Genomic DNA, 16,628 nt, shown 5'->3' on the forward strand with positions numbered 1-16,628 from the left:
TTGTCGATTGGGCTTTGAGTCGCTTAGGCCGCCGTGTCGTTGGGTTTTTCTCCCACCAACTTTAAGAAGCGTGCGTACTCGTCGGCATCCATGTGGAACGCGCTTTCTTTCGACGGATACGTACCTTCGCGGCTTTCGTCGCGATACATACGCAAACCTTCTTCGATCGTCGTGCCAACGTCGGCGAAACTTCCGCGGTTCTTCGGAATTGGGAATGCACTGTAACCGACAACATCTCCGCTGATGTGGTACACACCGTCATTAACGCAACCACCTCCAAGCGTAATGATCGGCACCTCAAGTGTGCGTGTCAGATAGGCCGCAAGCTCTGTCGGGACCTGCTCAAGGATGAACCCCCAAACACCAGCATCAACGAATGCGCGAGCTCCTTCGACGATTTCCAATGCGTCTATTGCTGTCCGGCCTTTTACACCAAAACCGCTCTGCTCGACACGCCGAGAAGCCTGCATGCCAATGTGCCCCATGACAGGGATGCCTGCACTTACGATCTCCGCGATATACTCGGCTGTGCGCACGTTGCCTTCGCACTTGACGGAACCGGCTCCGCCCTCGCTCACCATGCGACCGGCATTGGTTATGGCTTGGTCCTTGGACGCGTGATAGGTCATGAAGGGCATATGGCCCACAACCAGCGCATACTTCGTCACGCGGCTTACTGCTTTAGTCAAATAAAGCTGCTCTTCAAAGGTGACTGTCGTAGGATCGGGATGTCCAAGCAGAGACATCGGACCAGCGTTCCCGTTGATCAAAAGATCAAATCCGACACGATCCGCGATTGCGGCCATAGGGGCATCATAAACGCCGACGGACGTGATGCGTTCTCCGCGACTTTTCTTTTCGCGTAATGAATTTAATGTCACTTTTTTACGTTTTAATTCCGACATCTAATGTTCCTCTCTTCTGGGTGCGTTGGATATGTTTGTTTTTATTCGGCCATAAGCCACACGTTTGTCTGGTGGGGTTTATTCAGTCGACTGCATATCTATCCATTTCAACGTTTTCTCCCATCCGCCAAATGGGAAGAAATGGAGCGTCACGTCTTTAATTCCACGTTGAGAAAGTGATGAATCAAGTTCTGCAATTATGTCGCCGGGATCTTGATCGCGCATTGCTTTGATCAAAGACGTTCCCTGTCGCTTGAGTGCGTTCAGTGAGGCGCCTACTCCACACATTGCTGCGAACTTGATGAGCTTTGGCAGGGAGGTCACGCCCGCCATGCCAAAGCGTAACGGGGCATTGATATCCTGAGTGCGGAGTTCAGCGGCCCACGCCGCCATCGCCTCACCATTGAATGCAAATTGTGTAACGATTTCAGGCTGCGCACCCCACTCGCGAACCAAGGAGATCTTCTCTTTCAGAGCCGGAATAAGGGCGTCTTTTGGAATGACGCTGTGGCCCTCCGGATGTCCTGCTATGAAAACTTTCTTGAGTTGGACGTCGTTCAACACGGGGTGCCGCAGAAGATCGGCGGCAAACCGCAGGGGGGGAGTGCCCGAAGAGGGATTGCCACCTAATACGAGTACGGTTGTCACGCCTATTGATGCGAGGGTTCGAAGGTGCCCTGCGTATTCATCGGCAGATGTGAAATTTCTGGCAGCCAAATGTGGGACGGGCACAAAGCCCTTATTGTGTATCTTTTTGGCCGCTTCTGCCTGCGCTGAGATCGGCTTTCCAGGGATATGAGTAAGAAAAACTAGTGAGTTTTCTGGAAAACATTTTGCTTTGGGTAGGAATGCATCAACTTGTTCAGGCAAAAGCTCAATTGATATATCCTGAAAAAGAGTACTGTGTCGCATTTCGTGAGACAGGATCGAGCGTTCCTCGATATCGACCGGCATTTCTGTCACGTTTTCACTCCCGGTGCCTTATGCTAGCGACATGTGAAGTCGACTGGTTTTTTGTTTTTTGCTGGATTGTTTGCTCGTTCAGCCTTCTCGCGGATGGGGCTGTCCAAGCGCGGCATAAGATTGAGGCTAGAGAGATTGGGAGCGGACAGCAGTCGTCGTGACGACGAATTCAACCTCGAGGATGCGCAACGTCTGTCGGGTTGACGACAAACATCGGTTTGCGAAGTTTGTATTGCCTCAAAGGTGACGAAAAATGCATGGCGTCATGCATGAAAGTGCTTCCGTCGGCGTCCCGGTCTGGTTGTTACAAGGGGGCGCGGACAATGATTATGAGATCACGCGCGCTTTCGATAACATGAAGGGGCTTGCAAGAAGTTTGAGCCCCTAGCATCTAAGTTTGAGCTTCGGGTAGCTCAGACATCCGTGAGAGGCGGAGCCCTCGATATTTGTTCGACAGCCCGCAACTTAGACGTCAGTCTGCCGGAGTATAATATGCTGGAGCGTAGAGTTGGCGACTCACCTTGGTACTGGGATCGCGTACACTTATTTGACGGAGTAGATGAGGCTGCGAAGGATATGTTTCTTCGTCATGCCATCAAACAGACGGTGCACAAGGGGCAGCACCTATTTCGTGCCGACGACGACGCCGACAAAGTCTTTTATCTCGAAGACGGCATGGCGCGAATTTATCACCTCTCCGCAGAAGGCGAGCTGACAATATATTGGTATTGTGTCGCCGGAGAATTATTCGGTGCAGGTGGAATTACGGGATGCAGGAAGCAGACCGTCAATAGCCAAGCAATATCGAAATGTACCGTATACGTTATGTTGCGGCCAATCTTTGAGCAAATGCTCAAGCTTAATCCTCAAATTTCTTATAATGCTCTTAAGCTTATGGGTGCACGGCTTCGTTTGGCTTGTGATACGATCGTTGACATGCGGTCACAAAAAGCGAGTGAGCGCGTTGCTCTGGCCTTGCTGCGACTGGCGCACAACTGCGGTGTCCCACTCGGAGAACATATCAAGCTGGATGCCCCGATCACGCATCAGGAAATCGCAAATATCGTGGGAACGTGTCGTCAGACAGTGAGCGAAGTTCTGCGGGATCTGGAAAAGCGCGGTTTCATCATGCAGGAATCTCGTCAAATCATTGTCACTGATCCGCGGTCGATGCAGCGGTACGCGCAGTTCGATAGCGCAGAGGATGAGGAATATGCCTGGAGTTAGCTCGGGATATTTGCAGGTAGTTAAGCCGATGTTGCCGCGGGTCTTGTGCAAATTGTTAGGAAAAAGAAGTGCCGACGCTTTTTTTATTGTGCTCCGTGAGCCTCGTGAATGTTTGTTGAGGCCCGGTAAGAAGCCGCCATTAATGAACGTTCTGCCGAGCTGATTGTGTTGACCAGAAGCATCGTGACCGTCATCGGCCCCACGCCACCTGGTACCGGCGTGATGTAGGAAGCCCGCTTCCGCACGCCTTCGTAGTCGCAATCGCCGACGAGACGGCCATTTGGCAGACGATTAATCCCCACGTCGATGACAACAGCGTCCTTCTTGACCATCTGTTCAAGGATCAGATTCGGGCAACCGGCCGCGACGACCAGAATATCCGCAAGGATCGTGAACTGTGCCAAGTCGCGGGTGCGCGCGTGGCAAACCGAAACCGTGGCCTCATTCTGCATAAGCATGAGCGCCATCGGCTTGCCGACAATGTTGCTGGCGCCAACTACAACCGCGTTACGTCCGGCAACCTCGATGCCTTCGTGCTGGAGGAGACGCATCACGCCAAAGGGTGTGCAAGGCGGGAAGATCGTATTGCCGACGACAAGGCCGCCGACATTATAAAGATGGAAGCCGTCAACGTCCTTTTGNGCACTGATAGCACCCAGAACGCGTTCGATGTCGAACTGCTTGGGCAGCGGCAGCTGAACGAGGATCCCGTGAACAGTTGGATCGATGCTGAGCTGTTCAATGAGATCCAGCACTTCCTCTTGGGAAGCCGTATCGGGAAACAGATACTTGGTCGAATTAATGCCGACCTCTTCGCAAGCACGGATTTTATTGGAGACGTAGACCTTTGAGGCTGGGTTTTCGCCAACCATGATCACTGCCAGTCCAGGAGTAACGCCGTAACGCTCCTTGATGACGTCGACTCGCGTGCGGCACTCTTCGCGTACTGAGGCGGCGACTGCCTTTCCGTCGATAATTTTTGCTGTCATCTCCGAACCTCTTTTCGGCATTCGTCGCCGAACGCCACCGGAAATAAATAAGTGTAAGATGCCGGGGAGAGGCGCTGCTGCGCCCCTCCCCGGCTTTGGGTTAGCTCAGGTTCTCGATATGGCCCTGATCATTGAGGCGGATGGCTTCCGCTGAGGGCACGCTCGGCAGGCCGGGCATGCGCATGATGTCACCCGCGACCGCGACGATGAATTCCGCACCCGCCGCCAGGATCACTTCACGCACGGGCACTTCGTGGCCCGTTGGCGCACCGCGCAGGTTGGGATCGGTCGAGAACGAGTACTGGGTCTTGGCCACGCAGATCGGCAGATGGCCGTAACCGGCGTCCTGCAGATCCTTGAACTGCGCCTTGACCGACGCCGAGGCGGTAATGCCCGAAGCCCGGTAAATTTCCGTGGCGATGGTGTTCATCTTGTCCCACAGCGGCATGTCGTCGGGGTACAGCGGCTTGAAGTCCGCCTGGCCCGAATCCGCCAGCTCCGCGACGTAGCGGGCCAGGTCCTCGATACCGGCGCCGCCGTTTGCCCAGTGCGAGCACAGGAACGCCTTGGCGCCGACCGATTCAGCCGCTTCCCGGACCGCATCGATTTCCGCATCCGTGTCCGTGATGAACTGGTTGATGGCAACCACCGGCGGCAGGCCGAACTTGCGCATGTTTTCGATGTGACGCTTGAGGTTCTCGCAACCCTTCGCNACCGCCGCGACGTTCTCGCCCTTGAGATCGTTCTTGGCGACGCCGCCATGCATCTTCATGGCGCGCACCGTCGTCACGATGACGGCGGCATCCGGCTTCAGACCGGCCATGCGGCACTTGATGTCGAGGAACTTCTCAGCGCCGAGGTCCGCGCCGAAGCCGGCTTCGGTCACGACATAGTCGGCGAGCTTCAAGGCCGTCTTGGTGGCCAGCACCGAGTTGCAGCCGTGCGCGATGTTGGCGAACGGACCGCCGTGGATGAACACGGGGTTGTTCTCTAAGGTCTGCACCAGGTTCGGCATCAGCGCGTCCTTGAGCAGCACGGTCATAGCGCCGTCCGCCTTCAGATCCCGCGCCAGCACCGCCTTCTTGTCGCGCGTATAGCCGACGACGATGTTGCCGAGGCGGCGCTGCAGNTCTTTGAGGTCGCTGGCAAGGCACAGGATCGCCATCACTTCCGAGGCCACCGTGATGTCGAAGCCGTCCTGACGCGGGAAGCCGTTGGAAACGCCACCGAGCGAGTTGACGATCGAGCGCAGCGCCCGGTCGTTCATGTCGATGACGCGGCGCCAGGTGATGCGGCGCTCGTCAAGGCCGAGCTTGTTGCCCCAGTAGATGTGGTTGTCGATCATCGCGGCGAGCAGGTTGTTCGCCGACGTGATGGCGTGGAAGTCGCCGGTGAANTGCAGGTTGATGTCTTCCATCGGCACGACCTGGGCATANCCGCCGCCGGCCGCGCCACCCTTCACGCCGAAGCAGGGCCCGAGTGAGGGTTCGCGCAGGCAGCTCATCGCCTTCTTGCCGATGCGGTTCAGACCATCGCCCAGACCGACCGTCGTCGTCGTCTTGCCTTCGCCAGCCGGCGTTGGCGAAATCGCAGTCACCAGAATGAGNTTGCCATCGGGGCGATCTTTGACGCTGTTGATGAACTCGGCCGAGATCTTCGCCTTGTAAGGTCCGTAGTTGAGCAGCGCGTCACCCGGCACCGCGATCTTCTCGCCCACCTGAGAGATCGGCTTCATCTTGGCTTCGCGTGCGATCTCAATGTCTGACTTGACGGTCATGCGTTGTCTTCCTCCGCCGCCTAGCGGCTTTTTTTGTTAACACCGGTTATGATTCATTCCGCGGCCTGAAGCGTGAACCTATTACCAGCCTTCAAGCCTGCCGTTTCCGCAAATTCTGACGCTGCGACTTTGGGCGCTTTACCGGCTCGGACACGTTTAACGAGAATCGTTCCACCTTGCGCCGCAATGGTGATGCCTTCTTTCGAGACCTCTACGACTTCTCCCGGTTCGCCGCTTCCATCCGATTTGGCGACGTCAAAGATATCCAGCCGTTGGCCGTCGATTTCCGTCCATGCACCCGGAGCGGGATTCGCCGCGCGTATCAGGTTGTAGACCTCATCGACCGGCTTAGACCAATCAATTCGCGCGATCTCTTTCTTAAACCACCCCTCGTAAGAACCCGCCGCCAAATCCTGTGAGTGCTTGAGAATGATGCCGGCCTTGACCAAATCGAGGCCTTCCATCATCGCATCGACGCCCATCGGGAATAATTTGTTGAAGTACACATCGCCAATAGTCTCGTCCGGTCCGATTTCACATGTCTTTTGCAACATGATCGGTCCTTCGTCGAGACCATCGTCAGGCCAGAAAATCGTCAACCCTGTACGCTTTTCACCCATCGCGATGGGCCAGTTAATTGAGGATGGTCCGCGATGCATCGGACATAAGGAGGGGTGATACTGGAACGTCCCGTACCGTGGCGCATCCCGAACGTCCTTCGGCACAAACAACAAGACATATGCCATCATGCATACATCCGCGTCGAAAGACTTCATGAGCTCAAGCGCTTCAGGCGTTTTCCATGAACTGGGCTGATAAAGCGGCACCCCCCGTTCACGAGCCAGTTCAGCTAATGGGTCTTCTGGCTGGCCTTCCTTTGTTGGCGCACAGCAAACCGCAACAACATCTTCGCCGCGCTCCAGCAATCGTTCCAGTACAGCCTTGCCGAATGCCTGTTGGCCATGAACGACGATACGCATGATCCCTCCCTTCGGCTGGCGCGGTGTCACCGCCAGCCGCTCCAAGTGTTAAGGTAAGAATTTATGGACGCGAAAGACCGAACTGAAAGGCCACCGCGTCAGACTATTCAGCGGCCATTTTCTTAGCAGGCTCGGTCGCCCCTGCATTCTTCAGTTCTTCAACTTCTGCAGCGGAATATCCCAGAACATCGGACAAAATCTGATCCGTATGCTCACCGAGCAGCGGAGAACGACGCACCTCCACCGGACTGTCAGAGAGCTTGATCGGGCAGCCGACCGTCAGATATTTCCCGCGCTCGGGATGGTCCACCTCGACAATCGTGCCCGCCGCCCGAAGAGCTTGATCCTCAGCCAACTCCTTCATGGAAAGGATCGGACCAACAGGAATGTCGAGCGGATTGCAGATTTCCATGACCTCGAACTTCGTCTTGGTCATGGTCCACTCCTCAATCGTATTGAAGATATGTGACAACTTGTTGAGGCGTGCCTTCGGCGTTTTATACTCAGGATCTTCCTTCCACTCAGGCTTATTGATCACATCGCAGATCTTCTCCCACACCGGAGCCTGTGTGATGAAATAGGTGTAAGCGTTAGGATCGGTTTCCCACCCTTTGCACTTCAAAATACGGCCGGGCTGACCACCACCTGAGTCATTTCCAGCCCGAGGAACCGCATCCCCAAACGGAATGTCTTCGCCGTATTGAGAGTATTCCGTGAGAGGACCGCGCTCGAGGCGCTGCTGGTCGCGCAGCTTCACGCGGCACAGGTTGAGAACACCATCCTGCATCGGCGCCAGAACTTTCTGACCGCGGCCAGTCTTCTCGCGCTGGAAAAGCGCCGTCATGATGCCCAGCGCCAAGTGCAATCCCGTACCGCTATCGCCAATCTGAGCACCAGTGACCGTCGGCGGTCCATCGAGAAAACCGGTCGTAGAAGCTGAACCACCCGCACACTGCGCAATGTTCTCGTAGACCTTGCTATCTTCGAACGGTCCGGGACCAAAACCTTTAACCGACGCCATGATCATGCGCGGATTGAGCTCCTGGATACGCTCCCACGTAAAGCCCATCCGGTCCAAAGCGCCTGGCGCAAAGTTTTCGACCAACACGTCGCAAGCCTTGACCAGCCGCTCAAGCACCTCTTTGCCTTTTGGATTCTTAGTATCGAGAGTAATCGAGCGCTTATTGTGGTTGAGCATCGTGAAGTAGAGGCTGTCAGCACCGTCGACGTCGACGAGTTGCTTGCGCGTCGCATCACCAACGCCCGGCCTTTCGACCTTGATCACGTCTGCGCCGAACCAAGCCAACAGCTGCGTGCAAGTCGGCCCCGATTGCACGTGCGTGAAATCCAAAACCTTTACGCCTTCCAGTGCCTTCACCATGTCTGTCTCTCTTTATTTATCCCGGATGATACCGGTGTTGATTATGCGTGCGTCCCGCGCGAGGGCCCACGCGGGACGCATCAAGTTTTACTTGTACATCGTCTGGTTTTTGGTGCCCGGCGCATATTCGCGCGGATCGACCCAGATATTGACGATTGCCGAACGCCCGGTCTTCTGGATGGCCTCGCGCGCCCGCTGCAGAGCCGGCTGAATATCCGACGCTTCGCGAACTTCTTCTCCATATCCACCGAGCATCTGTGCAAACTGCGAGAATGGAATGTCGCCAAGTAGGTTGCCAACATTGCCCCGCTGTTCGCCGTACTTCGAGATCTGGCCGTAACGGATCTGGTTCATCGCGGAATTGTTCCCGATGACCGCCAGATAAGGCGCGCCGAAGCGATTTGCCGTTTCCATATCGAAGCCCGTCATGCCGAACGACCCATCGCCGTAGTAGCACATGACTTCCTTATCGGGATTGGCGAGCTTGGCCGCCATGGCAAAGCCTGTACCGACACCCAAGGAGCCCAGCGCACCCGGATCCATCCACTGCCCAGGCGCGCGCGGACGCACCGCTTGCGCTGAGATCGTGACAACGTCACCACCGTCACCGATGTAGATGGTGTCATCACCAAGGAATTCATTCAGTTCCCAAGCAACCCGGAAGGGGTGAATAGGCGACTGGTCCGATGTGAACAGCGGCATTAGCTTTTCAAGCGCCATTTGCTCGGCCTCGCGAAGCTTCTCCATCCACTGCTTACGCGCTTGGCGCTTGCCGTTGTCGATCTTGGCGGAGGCCGCATCAAGAACAGCACCGAGGATCGCACCTGGATCACCGACGAGCCCAAGCGAGATATCGCGGTTCTTACCGACCGTCCGGTAGTCCTGGTCTATCTGCACAAGAGTGAGTTCGTTGGAGATGCGCTTGCCATAGCCCATGCGGAAATCAAATGGCGTACCCACAACGACGATGACGTCCGCATTCTTAAACGCCAGCGACCGCGTACGGTCGAAGTGGTGCTCATCGCCCGGCGGCAAGAGACCGCGGCTCGCACCGTTGAAGTATCCGGGAATATCGAGACCGCGCAGCAGTGCAATGGCCTCATTATGCCCACGCGAACTCCAGACCTGCTGACCATAAAGAATAGCCGGACGCTCCGCCTTCACGAGCAGATCTGCGAGCTTTTCGATATCCCTGGGATCTCCGATCGATTTGACCGACGCACGGTAGTGACCTGACTTCGGAATAACCGCATTGTCGATATGCACTTCGCGATCGAGAACATCGCGCGGAATTTCGAGATACGAAGGACCGTAAGCGCCCGAGAAGCTTTCACGTGCGGCCATCGAAATCATGTCAGCGATCCGTTCCGTCGAACGAACCGATTCCGCAAACTTCGTAATCGGACGCATCATATCGACGTGCGGCAGATCCTGTAGCGACCCCATACGGTGCTGCGTTAATGCTCCCTGGCCACCAATGTGCAAAATGGGGCTCTCAGAACGTAATGCCGTCGCGACGCCGGTTACGGCATTCGTGCAACCTGGCCCCGCAGTCGTAACCACACAGCCGAGCTTACCGGTTTGGCGTGCATAACCATCAGCGGCGTGGGCTGCCACTTGCTCGTGGCGTACGTCGATGATGCGAATACCTTCATCGATGCACCCATCATAGATGTCGATGATGTGCCCACCACACAGCGTAAAGATCGTATCGACGCCTTCATTCTTGAGTGCTTTGGCGACGAGGCGCCCACCCGAAACAATGTTTGGATCCGAACTCTTTTTGGCCAGAGTGTCGTCGGCCGTGTTCGCTATCGCCGGTGTCGCCATGTCTCAGCTCCCTTCGAGTTCGACCGGCTTTGGAGAATATCCCCCGGTCATATGGTTGTGGCTGTTGGCTCTGTGGCTTCTTCAGTCGATGTCCACAAAGCGTTCGACGTGATCTCGCAGCTTCATCGTGTGTTCCCGCACCAAGCGTTCAGCCCGGTCCGGATCTCGTGCTTCAAGCGCCTCAATGATCTCCTTGTGGTCTGCGACGGACCGTTTGGCCCGATCCTGCTCGATAATCGTCCGGTTCCTGATCGCGCGAACGTGCAGGAAAAGACTGTCGGCGATGCCCTGAATCAGAGGGTTTCCACTGAGACTGAGAATTGCCTGATGGAACGTGATATTGGCGTCTGAATATTCGCCGAGCCGCATGGCCACTTCGTCTTGTCCGTAGTCATCGACGAGACGATGCAATGCGGCGATGTCGTCGGCGCTGGCCGCCGAGCACGCAAGCCGCGCGGCCATACCCTCCAACGCTGCCCAAACCGTGATCATGTCGAGCACTTCGGCCTTAGTCTTGCGCACGATAAAGATACCGCGCCGCGCGACGACCTTGACGAGGCCTTCTTGATCAAGCTGAGCCAAGGCCTCCCGCAACGGCGTTCGGCTGATGCCGAAGCGCGCGGAAAGATCGCGTTCATCGAGCTTTAGTTGAGCATCAGCATCATAAATGTTCATATTCGTAATGGCGGATTTCAGCGCCTCATAAGCTCTCGCTTTGAGACTTTGATTCTCGCCGATGAGATCGATTTTGATGGAAGTCACAGCCATAAAATACCTGGGCGCCGTCCGGAAAAGGTTTCAGATGCGGTCATCGATCCTTGCCCTCCGGAAACGGATGTTGTTGCAAAATGACGTAAAACGAACGCCATGACATTCGCCTTCAAGAGCGTGGCTGCACCCATCGTTTGGCCGCTCGATGTCGCCTGCGGCGACCATGACCATTGGTAGGTGAACCCAACAAACCTCCGGCATCTGGTATACCAGATACCGAACTATAGTGCTCCCTTCAAGTGATGTCATGGGTTGGTTCTGTCATTGCCCACGTTTCCTGCCGCTTATCCGAAGGTCAGCAAGCCGGCGATAGCCCGTTGACCCCAAGAATTCTGTGGCGTCTTCTTCTGGGTCCAAATCCGGTGATCGGAGAGGATCCTTGCTTGCGCCTTGCATGGCATACAATATGCCAAATAATCGCGCTACGCAATCGGCATATTGCAGGATAACGCTCGTTTTTTGAGTGTCGCCTATGAGGTCTCCCTCTACGACTCTGCTACATCTCAAAAAGAGACAGCAAGTCGTTCAAACGGGGTAAGCGCCCTCACGCGCGACATGCCCACGGACAACGAGATCAAGAGACTTGGACACCCGCAATGCGCTTGTACGAATTTCAGGCTAAGGAACTTCTCCAGCGCTACGAAATTCCGGTTCCCGCCGGGCGGGTTGTTGACGATGTCGCCGGAGCTGGGCGCGCCGCGGCACGACTGCAATGCGCCCGTTATGCGGTGAAGGCGCAGATTCTATCGGGCAATCGTATAGACGTTGGCGCTATCCGATTTGCAGCTTCGAAGGAGGGCGTGGAGGCGACGGCCGAACAGCTTATTGGCCAGATCTTCACAACAAACCAAACACGTCCCGACGGCGAAAAAGCTCGTTGGCTGCTCGTCGAGGAATCCGTCGCGGCCGTACAGCAAGTTTATGCCGCCGTTGTGCTCGACGGGAGCGCCGGCCGGCTGAAATTGCTGACCAGCCGGGTAGCCGGTACGGGTATCGAGGCGCGCATTGCGGCCGAGCCCGAGTTGATCCGGCAAACGCCTATAGACCTGACAAGCGACGGTCCCTCTGCCGATTTCAAAAGCGCCGCCGAAGCAATTGAACTTAAAGGGGCGGCAGCCGAAGAGGCGGCACGCATCTTTCGCCAAATGGCGCGCCTCGCCGTCGAACTCGACGCCACCCAGGTCGAGATCAACCCTCTGGCAATAACTGCAACCGGTCAGTTCCGGGCCCTCGACGCCAAACTTGAGCTCGATACTCACGCTCTGTTTCGCCACCCTGCCCTTGCGGCATTCCGCCAAGCGCTGGAACTCGAGGATGGTGACCCACACGAACTGGCCGCCGACCGCCACCAGCTCAATTACACCGCTCTAGACGGTGATATCGGGGTCGTCGTCAACGGTGCCGGCCTCGCGCTCGCGACACTCGACATGCTCCGCGAAGCTGGCTGTCGGCCCGCCAACTTCATGGACGTCCGCACGACAGCATCCAGCCTCGACATCGCCCACGGGATGGGCCTCGTACTCAACAATCCCAGGACGCAGGCCATGCTCGTGAACGTCCACGGCGGCGGCATGCAGCGATGCGATACGATCGCCGAGGGTATCGCCATTGCAATGCGGCAAACCACACGACGCGTTCCTCTCGTCGTCCGTCTCGCGGGCAACAACGCTGATTTCGCGCGCACGCGGCTCGCCGGTTCTGGCATCGAATTTATCGATGCCACCGACATGAAGGATGCGATCCAAAAGCTAACCGCTGCTCTCAAATCGGCAGCCGCCTGACCAATTTTGCGAAAACGACGGGGTCAGGCAGTTTACCGCGTCCTGATGGTCGCACCCAGACCCCCTTGACTTGGTATACCAGATCGGACCAACCCTACGTGGACCAAGATCACGATCGCAAAGCTGCAAAAAAGAGCAGCGCGTGCCCAACACATTCCGGGAGGAATAAATGAAAGTTTGTATCTACGGAGCGGGTGCCATCGGCGCCCATATCGGCGTTCTTTTGAAACTTGCCGGCGTTGATGTTTCGTTGATCGCGCGTGGCGCGCACCTGGAAGCGATCCAAAACAATGGCCTCAAGCTACTTATCAACGGCGAGGAAAAGGTCGCCCGTATGCCGGCGAGCAAGAACCCTGCCGACCTGGGGCCTCAAGACTATGTGATCATCGCGCTCAAGACACACCAAGCGTGGGAAGTCGCCGAACAGATGGCACCTCTCCTAGGACCCGATACAGCGGTCGTCACCGCACAAAATGGCATCCCTTGGTGGTACTTCTATGGCTTCGAAGGCCAGTACGCGAACCTCCAGCTCGAAAGTGTCGACCCCGGCGGACGGCAGTGGAACGCGATCGGGCCCCAACGCGCCATCGGGTGCACGGTTTATCCCGCCGCCGAAATCGTAGAGCCGGGCGTCGTCAAGCACACCTACGGCGATCGCTATGGCCTGGGCGAACCGACACGCAAAGAAACAGACCGCGTCAAAGCTCTGGCCGGCGCCTTTGAAGCCGCGGGTCTGAAGCCGAAGATCTATCCCGAAATCCGGAACGATATCTGGCTTAAGTTGTGGGGCAACCTCTGCTTCAATCCAATCTCGGCCCTGACCCACGCCACGCTCGATATCGTAGCCACTGATCCCGGCACACGCTCAGTCGCACGCCGGATGATGGAAGAAGCTGAAACCATCGCGCGTAGAATTGGTGCGCATTTCCGCGTCGACATCGAGCGCCGCATCAACGGAGCAGCGTCGGTTGGTGCACACCGCACGAGCATGCTGCAGGATCTTGAACGCGGCCGGCCAATCGAGCTCGACGCCTTGCTGACGGTGGTCCAGGAAATGGGTCGCCTGGTCGATGTGAACACACCGACCATCGACACTGTCCTCGCCCTCACGCAACAGATGGGTCGCGTAGCCAACGTCTACCCAGTCTTCCCAGACGCGGCACCGGAAGAGGCCACCAACTCGGTCGACTGATACGACGCGTTGGTCTGGAAGAATTAAACGCACAATGCGGCCGCGCCCAAAGCGCGGCCGTTTCCCTTAGAGCCCCGCCTCCCTTAGAGCCCCGCCGCTGGCCGCGATGACGCCCTGAGTTTCAACTGCGCCTCCCGCCGCGTAACGTAAGCCGAAGCTGCAAAAATGATGAGCCCGCCCACCCACGTTAAAGCGTCAATCGCCTCTCCGAATGCGAGAAACCCGATCGCGACCGCGAACGGCAAACGTACGAACTTGAACGTCATGACCAAAGACGCCTCCGCCACAGCGTAGCCTCGTACGAGCGCCATATGCCCAAGCACCGCGCAAAGCCCCATAGCTGCCAGATACGGCCACAGGTCCAGTGATGGCCACTGCCAAACAAACAACGCCGGCACGAGTGCCAACGGCGTCATGATCGCATTGGTGATGAAAACCACGCGATCAGCATCGTCCTTTTGAGTCAGCTGTTTGACGAGAGGTCCGATGCCACCGACCGCGAGAGCGGAGACCAGCGCCGCCCACTGCCCCCAGCCCGGTTCGGAAAGCCCTGGCCGAAGGATAATCATGGCGCCAAGAAACCCGATCCCCAGAGCCGCCCAGCGGCGGAAATGGACGCGTTCGCCGAGAACCATTATTGCGACGGCCGTGCCGAACAGTGGTGACAGAAATCCGATTGCCGTCACCTCCCCGATGGGGATCAAAGCCACGGCCTGGAACATGGCCATCATCGAGATGAAACTCAGCACAACACGCGCGCCGTAGAGTTTCGGTTGCTTGGTCTGGAATAGCGAGGGCCCACGCCAAGCAAGCAGCGGCAGCATCCATACGACACAGAACGCATTGCGAAAAAAAAGAACCTGCAGCGGATCCATACCCTGCAATGCTAAGTACCGGCCCAACGAGAGAAGGCCCGCCAACAAAGCCATGGCGATAATAACGAAAATCGCCCCGAGGAGAGGATCGTTGGCAGCCCCGGGCCGCCCACTTGCCTTGAGACCGGCGCGCCAGCCGCCAGCACCACCGTCGGCCCTGACTTGCTGCCCTTCATTTAAACCGGTCAAGTTAGTCTCCCGATACGCCACACACGCAAGCTCACGAGCATCACCCGAGCCTAGTTTCAAGCTCTGTGAAACGCGAGGAAACAACGCTGTGCCAACGACCGAGTTCACCGCCCTGCAGGGTGATGGCGCAAACCCATGCAATCTCCGCACGCGCTTACGGCGTTAAACGGAGCCGATTTGTTCAGCGGCCACAACACGCACAGCGACGACCGTGGCATTGTCTTGATGCGGATCACGGACAGCCTCAACAGCACGGATAAGCGCGCTCGCCACTGCGTCCGGTCCATCCTCCGCGTAGGCCGCGATAATGCGTTCGACCTCACTCTCTTCAAGAGTCTGCAAACCGTCACTCGCCAGAATAATGTAATCGCCATCTTCCAGCGTCAAAGGTCGTTGAGATTGGTCGACAAGATCAAGTTCATCGCCCGTCACCGCCGAACGCAGCATATGCCTACGCGGATCAGAACGCGCCTCTTCGACGGTCATCCGTCCAATCTCAGCCAACCGGTCCAGCTCCGGGGCTAACGAGTGATCCTCGTTGAGCAGAGCAATTTCGCCCCGGCGGAACAGCCACAAGGGACTGTCTCCGACACTGACCCACTCGACACCGCCCTCGGAGAAGGCCACGCCGATCAGCGTCGAACCCATCCCTGATAGCACCGGATTTGAGATCACCGTTTGCGCTACCGCGCCATTGGCTGCATCCAACGCATCGCGCAACCGGTCCGGCACCGGCCCGTTACGCTTCGTGAAGGCTTCGAGAAATTGCTCGCAGCAAACGCGGCTGGCCAACGCGCCGCCAGTGTGACCACCCATTCCATCGGCCAGCACAGCTACGAGAGGCACACCTCCAGCCGGGCTCGATCCGTTTGCGACGGCAGCGCTGTCTTCTTGATACTCCCTGGCCCCGCGCGTTGTCTGCCAGGCGTGTTCAAAGGCGTTCATTCAATCCTTGTTTTCGGCAAGTTCAGACCAATCGAATTCTGGCCCACAGAAGGGCACGAAGACAAGCTGCGTGCGACCGACCGTAATGACATCCATTGCGGTGAGTTCAACGGCGCCAGTCGGGCGCTTATCGTTCACCGAAACCACATTTGTCTTAGCAAGATTTGGCACGAACAGGAAAGACCGGTCGCTGGAATCGTAGCGAATGTAAGCCTGCTCTTCCGACGAAATCGCATCATCACCGAAGTCGAGCGGAATGCGTTGGTTGGGCGAGCGTCCCAGCGTATTGTTTCCCTCGAACACCGGCCGGTATGAACCGATCCCAGGGCCGCCTACAACGACTAGCCACCCCACCACCGGATCACGCTCAAATTCACCGCGTTTGACCTGCTGGCGACCGCGTACCAGCTGGGTTCGCTCGGAGTTCTCTTCAGCCTTCGGCGCACTCGGCGTCTTCACGACCCGCGTCGTAGGCGGTGCATCGGCTTCCACATGCGCATCAGGAGGCGTTGCATGCTGCGGGCCACGGGTGCGCGCTTCGCGCGCGGCTTCCGCTGCACTCAATCCCGTATTGCCGTCTTTTACACGGGTGGTGACAGGAGGAGGCTCAGCGGCAGGCGCAGGTTCCGAGGGCGCAACAGGCGGTGGCAAAGCTATGGTCGCCGGACTTGCCTCAGGGGCAGCGCTTTCTGCAGGCTTTTGCGGTTTACCGGTTTCGTCTCGGCTCGCCGCCACCAACGCATCTTTCAATGTTCCCAAAAAACCAGATTTCCCACCGGCTACCGGCTTCGATTCGTTGGCCATATCGCGTCGCTCCTCTTCG

General features: G+C 57.1%; 14 protein-coding genes. 3 read left to right on the top strand and 11 right to left on the bottom strand.

Annotated features, from left to right (window positions below):
* Window positions 1–23: 23 nt before the first annotated feature.
* Both YBN1229_RS03370 and YBN1229_RS03375 read right to left on the bottom strand, forming a co-directional pair.
* Complete coding sequence (locus tag YBN1229_RS03370) at window positions 24–905, bottom strand: 3-methyl-2-oxobutanoate hydroxymethyltransferase (protein WP_046476667.1); 882 nt, start codon at window positions 903–905, stop codon at window positions 24–26.
* Between the two features lie 78 nt (window positions 906–983).
* A complete protein-coding gene (locus tag YBN1229_RS03375) occupies window positions 984–1,859 on the bottom strand; it encodes a methylenetetrahydrofolate reductase (RefSeq protein WP_046476669.1) in 876 nt (291 codons plus the stop codon).
* Between the two features lie 501 nt (window positions 1,860–2,360).
* On the opposite strand from YBN1229_RS03375, the gene YBN1229_RS03380 reads away from it, so the two are divergent.
* Window positions 2,361–3,095 carry a Crp/Fnr family transcriptional regulator gene (locus tag YBN1229_RS03380; RefSeq protein ID WP_082101002.1) on the top strand — a complete coding sequence of 245 codons (735 nt, stop codon included), beginning with the start codon at window positions 2,361–2,363 and terminating at the stop codon, window positions 3,093–3,095.
* Between the two features lie 83 nt (window positions 3,096–3,178).
* On the opposite strand, the gene folD is transcribed toward YBN1229_RS03380, so the two are convergent.
* From folD to YBN1229_RS03410, 6 genes are all read right to left on the bottom strand, one after another.
* A complete protein-coding gene (gene folD / locus YBN1229_RS03385) occupies window positions 3,179–4,084 on the bottom strand; it encodes a bifunctional methylenetetrahydrofolate dehydrogenase/methenyltetrahydrofolate cyclohydrolase FolD (RefSeq protein ID WP_046500637.1) in 906 nt (301 codons plus the stop codon).
* A 100-nt stretch (window positions 4,085–4,184) separates the two neighbouring features.
* Window positions 4,185–5,861: a formate--tetrahydrofolate ligase gene (locus tag YBN1229_RS03390; protein ID WP_046476676.1), complete on the bottom strand. Its 1,677-nt coding sequence runs from the start codon at window positions 5,859–5,861 to the stop codon at window positions 4,185–4,187.
* A 53-nt stretch (window positions 5,862–5,914) separates the two neighbouring features.
* Window positions 5,915–6,841, bottom strand: a complete 927-nt coding sequence (locus YBN1229_RS03395) for a methionyl-tRNA formyltransferase (RefSeq protein WP_046476678.1) — start codon at window positions 6,839–6,841, stop codon at window positions 5,915–5,917.
* 103 nt (window positions 6,842–6,944) lie between these two features.
* Window positions 6,945–8,222 carry a formyl-CoA transferase gene (gene frc, locus YBN1229_RS03400; RefSeq protein WP_046476682.1) on the bottom strand — a complete coding sequence of 426 codons (1,278 nt, stop codon included), beginning with the start codon at window positions 8,220–8,222 and terminating at the stop codon, window positions 6,945–6,947.
* An 87-nt stretch (window positions 8,223–8,309) separates the two neighbouring features.
* Window positions 8,310–10,052: a thiamine pyrophosphate-binding protein gene (locus YBN1229_RS03405; protein ID WP_046476686.1), complete on the bottom strand. Its 1,743-nt coding sequence runs from the start codon at window positions 10,050–10,052 to the stop codon at window positions 8,310–8,312.
* Window positions 10,053–10,133: 81 nt separating this feature from the next.
* On the bottom strand, window positions 10,134–10,820 hold the full coding sequence (locus YBN1229_RS03410) for a GntR family transcriptional regulator (protein ID WP_046476689.1): 687 nt from the start codon (window positions 10,818–10,820) through the stop codon (window positions 10,134–10,136).
* A gap of 599 nt (window positions 10,821–11,419) precedes the next feature.
* Here YBN1229_RS03410 and YBN1229_RS03415 point away from each other — a divergent pair.
* Both YBN1229_RS03415 and YBN1229_RS03420 read left to right on the top strand, forming a co-directional pair.
* Window positions 11,420–12,604: a succinate--CoA ligase subunit beta gene (locus YBN1229_RS03415; RefSeq protein WP_046476692.1), complete on the top strand. Its 1,185-nt coding sequence runs from the start codon at window positions 11,420–11,422 to the stop codon at window positions 12,602–12,604.
* Between the two features lie 169 nt (window positions 12,605–12,773).
* The gene (locus tag YBN1229_RS03420) at window positions 12,774–13,796 is read left to right on the top strand and encodes a 2-dehydropantoate 2-reductase (protein WP_046476696.1); all 1,023 of its coding nucleotides are present in this window, start codon (window positions 12,774–12,776) and stop codon (window positions 13,794–13,796) included.
* 83 nt (window positions 13,797–13,879) lie between these two features.
* On the opposite strand, the gene YBN1229_RS03425 is transcribed toward YBN1229_RS03420, so the two are convergent.
* The 3 genes from YBN1229_RS03425 to YBN1229_RS03435 form a co-directional block, all read right to left on the bottom strand.
* Window positions 13,880–14,860, bottom strand: coding sequence for a DMT family transporter (locus YBN1229_RS03425; protein WP_139165380.1), 981 nt, complete (start codon window positions 14,858–14,860; stop codon window positions 13,880–13,882).
* A gap of 162 nt (window positions 14,861–15,022) precedes the next feature.
* The gene (locus YBN1229_RS03430) at window positions 15,023–15,805 is read right to left on the bottom strand and encodes a PP2C family protein-serine/threonine phosphatase (RefSeq protein WP_046476702.1); all 783 of its coding nucleotides are present in this window, start codon (window positions 15,803–15,805) and stop codon (window positions 15,023–15,025) included.
* Entirely contained in the window at window positions 15,806–16,609 is an 804-nt protein-coding gene (locus tag YBN1229_RS03435; protein WP_090230346.1) for an FHA domain-containing protein, read from the bottom strand.
* Window positions 16,610–16,628: the final 19 nt, after the last annotated feature.

Origin of the sequence: Candidatus Filomicrobium marinum (genome assembly GCF_000981545.1) — a bacterium.
In the GTDB taxonomy this organism is placed as follows: domain Bacteria; phylum Pseudomonadota; class Alphaproteobacteria; order Rhizobiales; family Hyphomicrobiaceae; genus Filomicrobium; species Filomicrobium insigne.

What these genes read in the sequence shown, in the direction of transcription:
- YBN1229_RS03370 (WP_046476667.1), bottom strand. Translation starts at nt 905, where the DNA reads ATGTCGGAATTAAAACGTAAAAAAGTGACATTAAATTCATTACGCGAA.
- YBN1229_RS03375 (WP_046476669.1), bottom strand. Translation starts at nt 1,859, where the DNA reads ATGCCGGTCGATATCGAGGAACGCTCGATCCTGTCTCACGAAATGCGA.
- YBN1229_RS03380 (WP_082101002.1), top strand. Translation starts at nt 2,361, where the DNA reads ATGCTGGAGCGTAGAGTTGGCGACTCACCTTGGTACTGGGATCGCGTA.
- YBN1229_RS03395 (WP_046476678.1), bottom strand. Translation starts at nt 6,841, where the DNA reads ATGCGTATCGTCGTTCATGGCCAACAGGCATTCGGCAAGGCTGTACTG.
- frc (WP_046476682.1), bottom strand. Translation starts at nt 8,222, where the DNA reads ATGGTGAAGGCACTGGAAGGCGTAAAGGTTTTGGATTTCACGCACGTG.
- YBN1229_RS03405 (WP_046476686.1), bottom strand. Translation starts at nt 10,052, where the DNA reads ATGGCGACACCGGCGATAGCGAACACGGCCGACGACACTCTGGCCAAA.
- YBN1229_RS03410 (WP_046476689.1), bottom strand. Translation starts at nt 10,820, where the DNA reads ATGGCTGTGACTTCCATCAAAATCGATCTCATCGGCGAGAATCAAAGT.
- YBN1229_RS03415 (WP_046476692.1), top strand. Translation starts at nt 11,420, where the DNA reads ATGCGCTTGTACGAATTTCAGGCTAAGGAACTTCTCCAGCGCTACGAA.
- YBN1229_RS03420 (WP_046476696.1), top strand. Translation starts at nt 12,774, where the DNA reads ATGAAAGTTTGTATCTACGGAGCGGGTGCCATCGGCGCCCATATCGGC.
- YBN1229_RS03430 (WP_046476702.1), bottom strand. Translation starts at nt 15,805, where the DNA reads ATGAACGCCTTTGAACACGCCTGGCAGACAACGCGCGGGGCCAGGGAG.
- YBN1229_RS03435 (WP_090230346.1), bottom strand. Translation starts at nt 16,609, where the DNA reads ATGGCCAACGAATCGAAGCCGGTAGCCGGTGGGAAATCTGGTTTTTTG.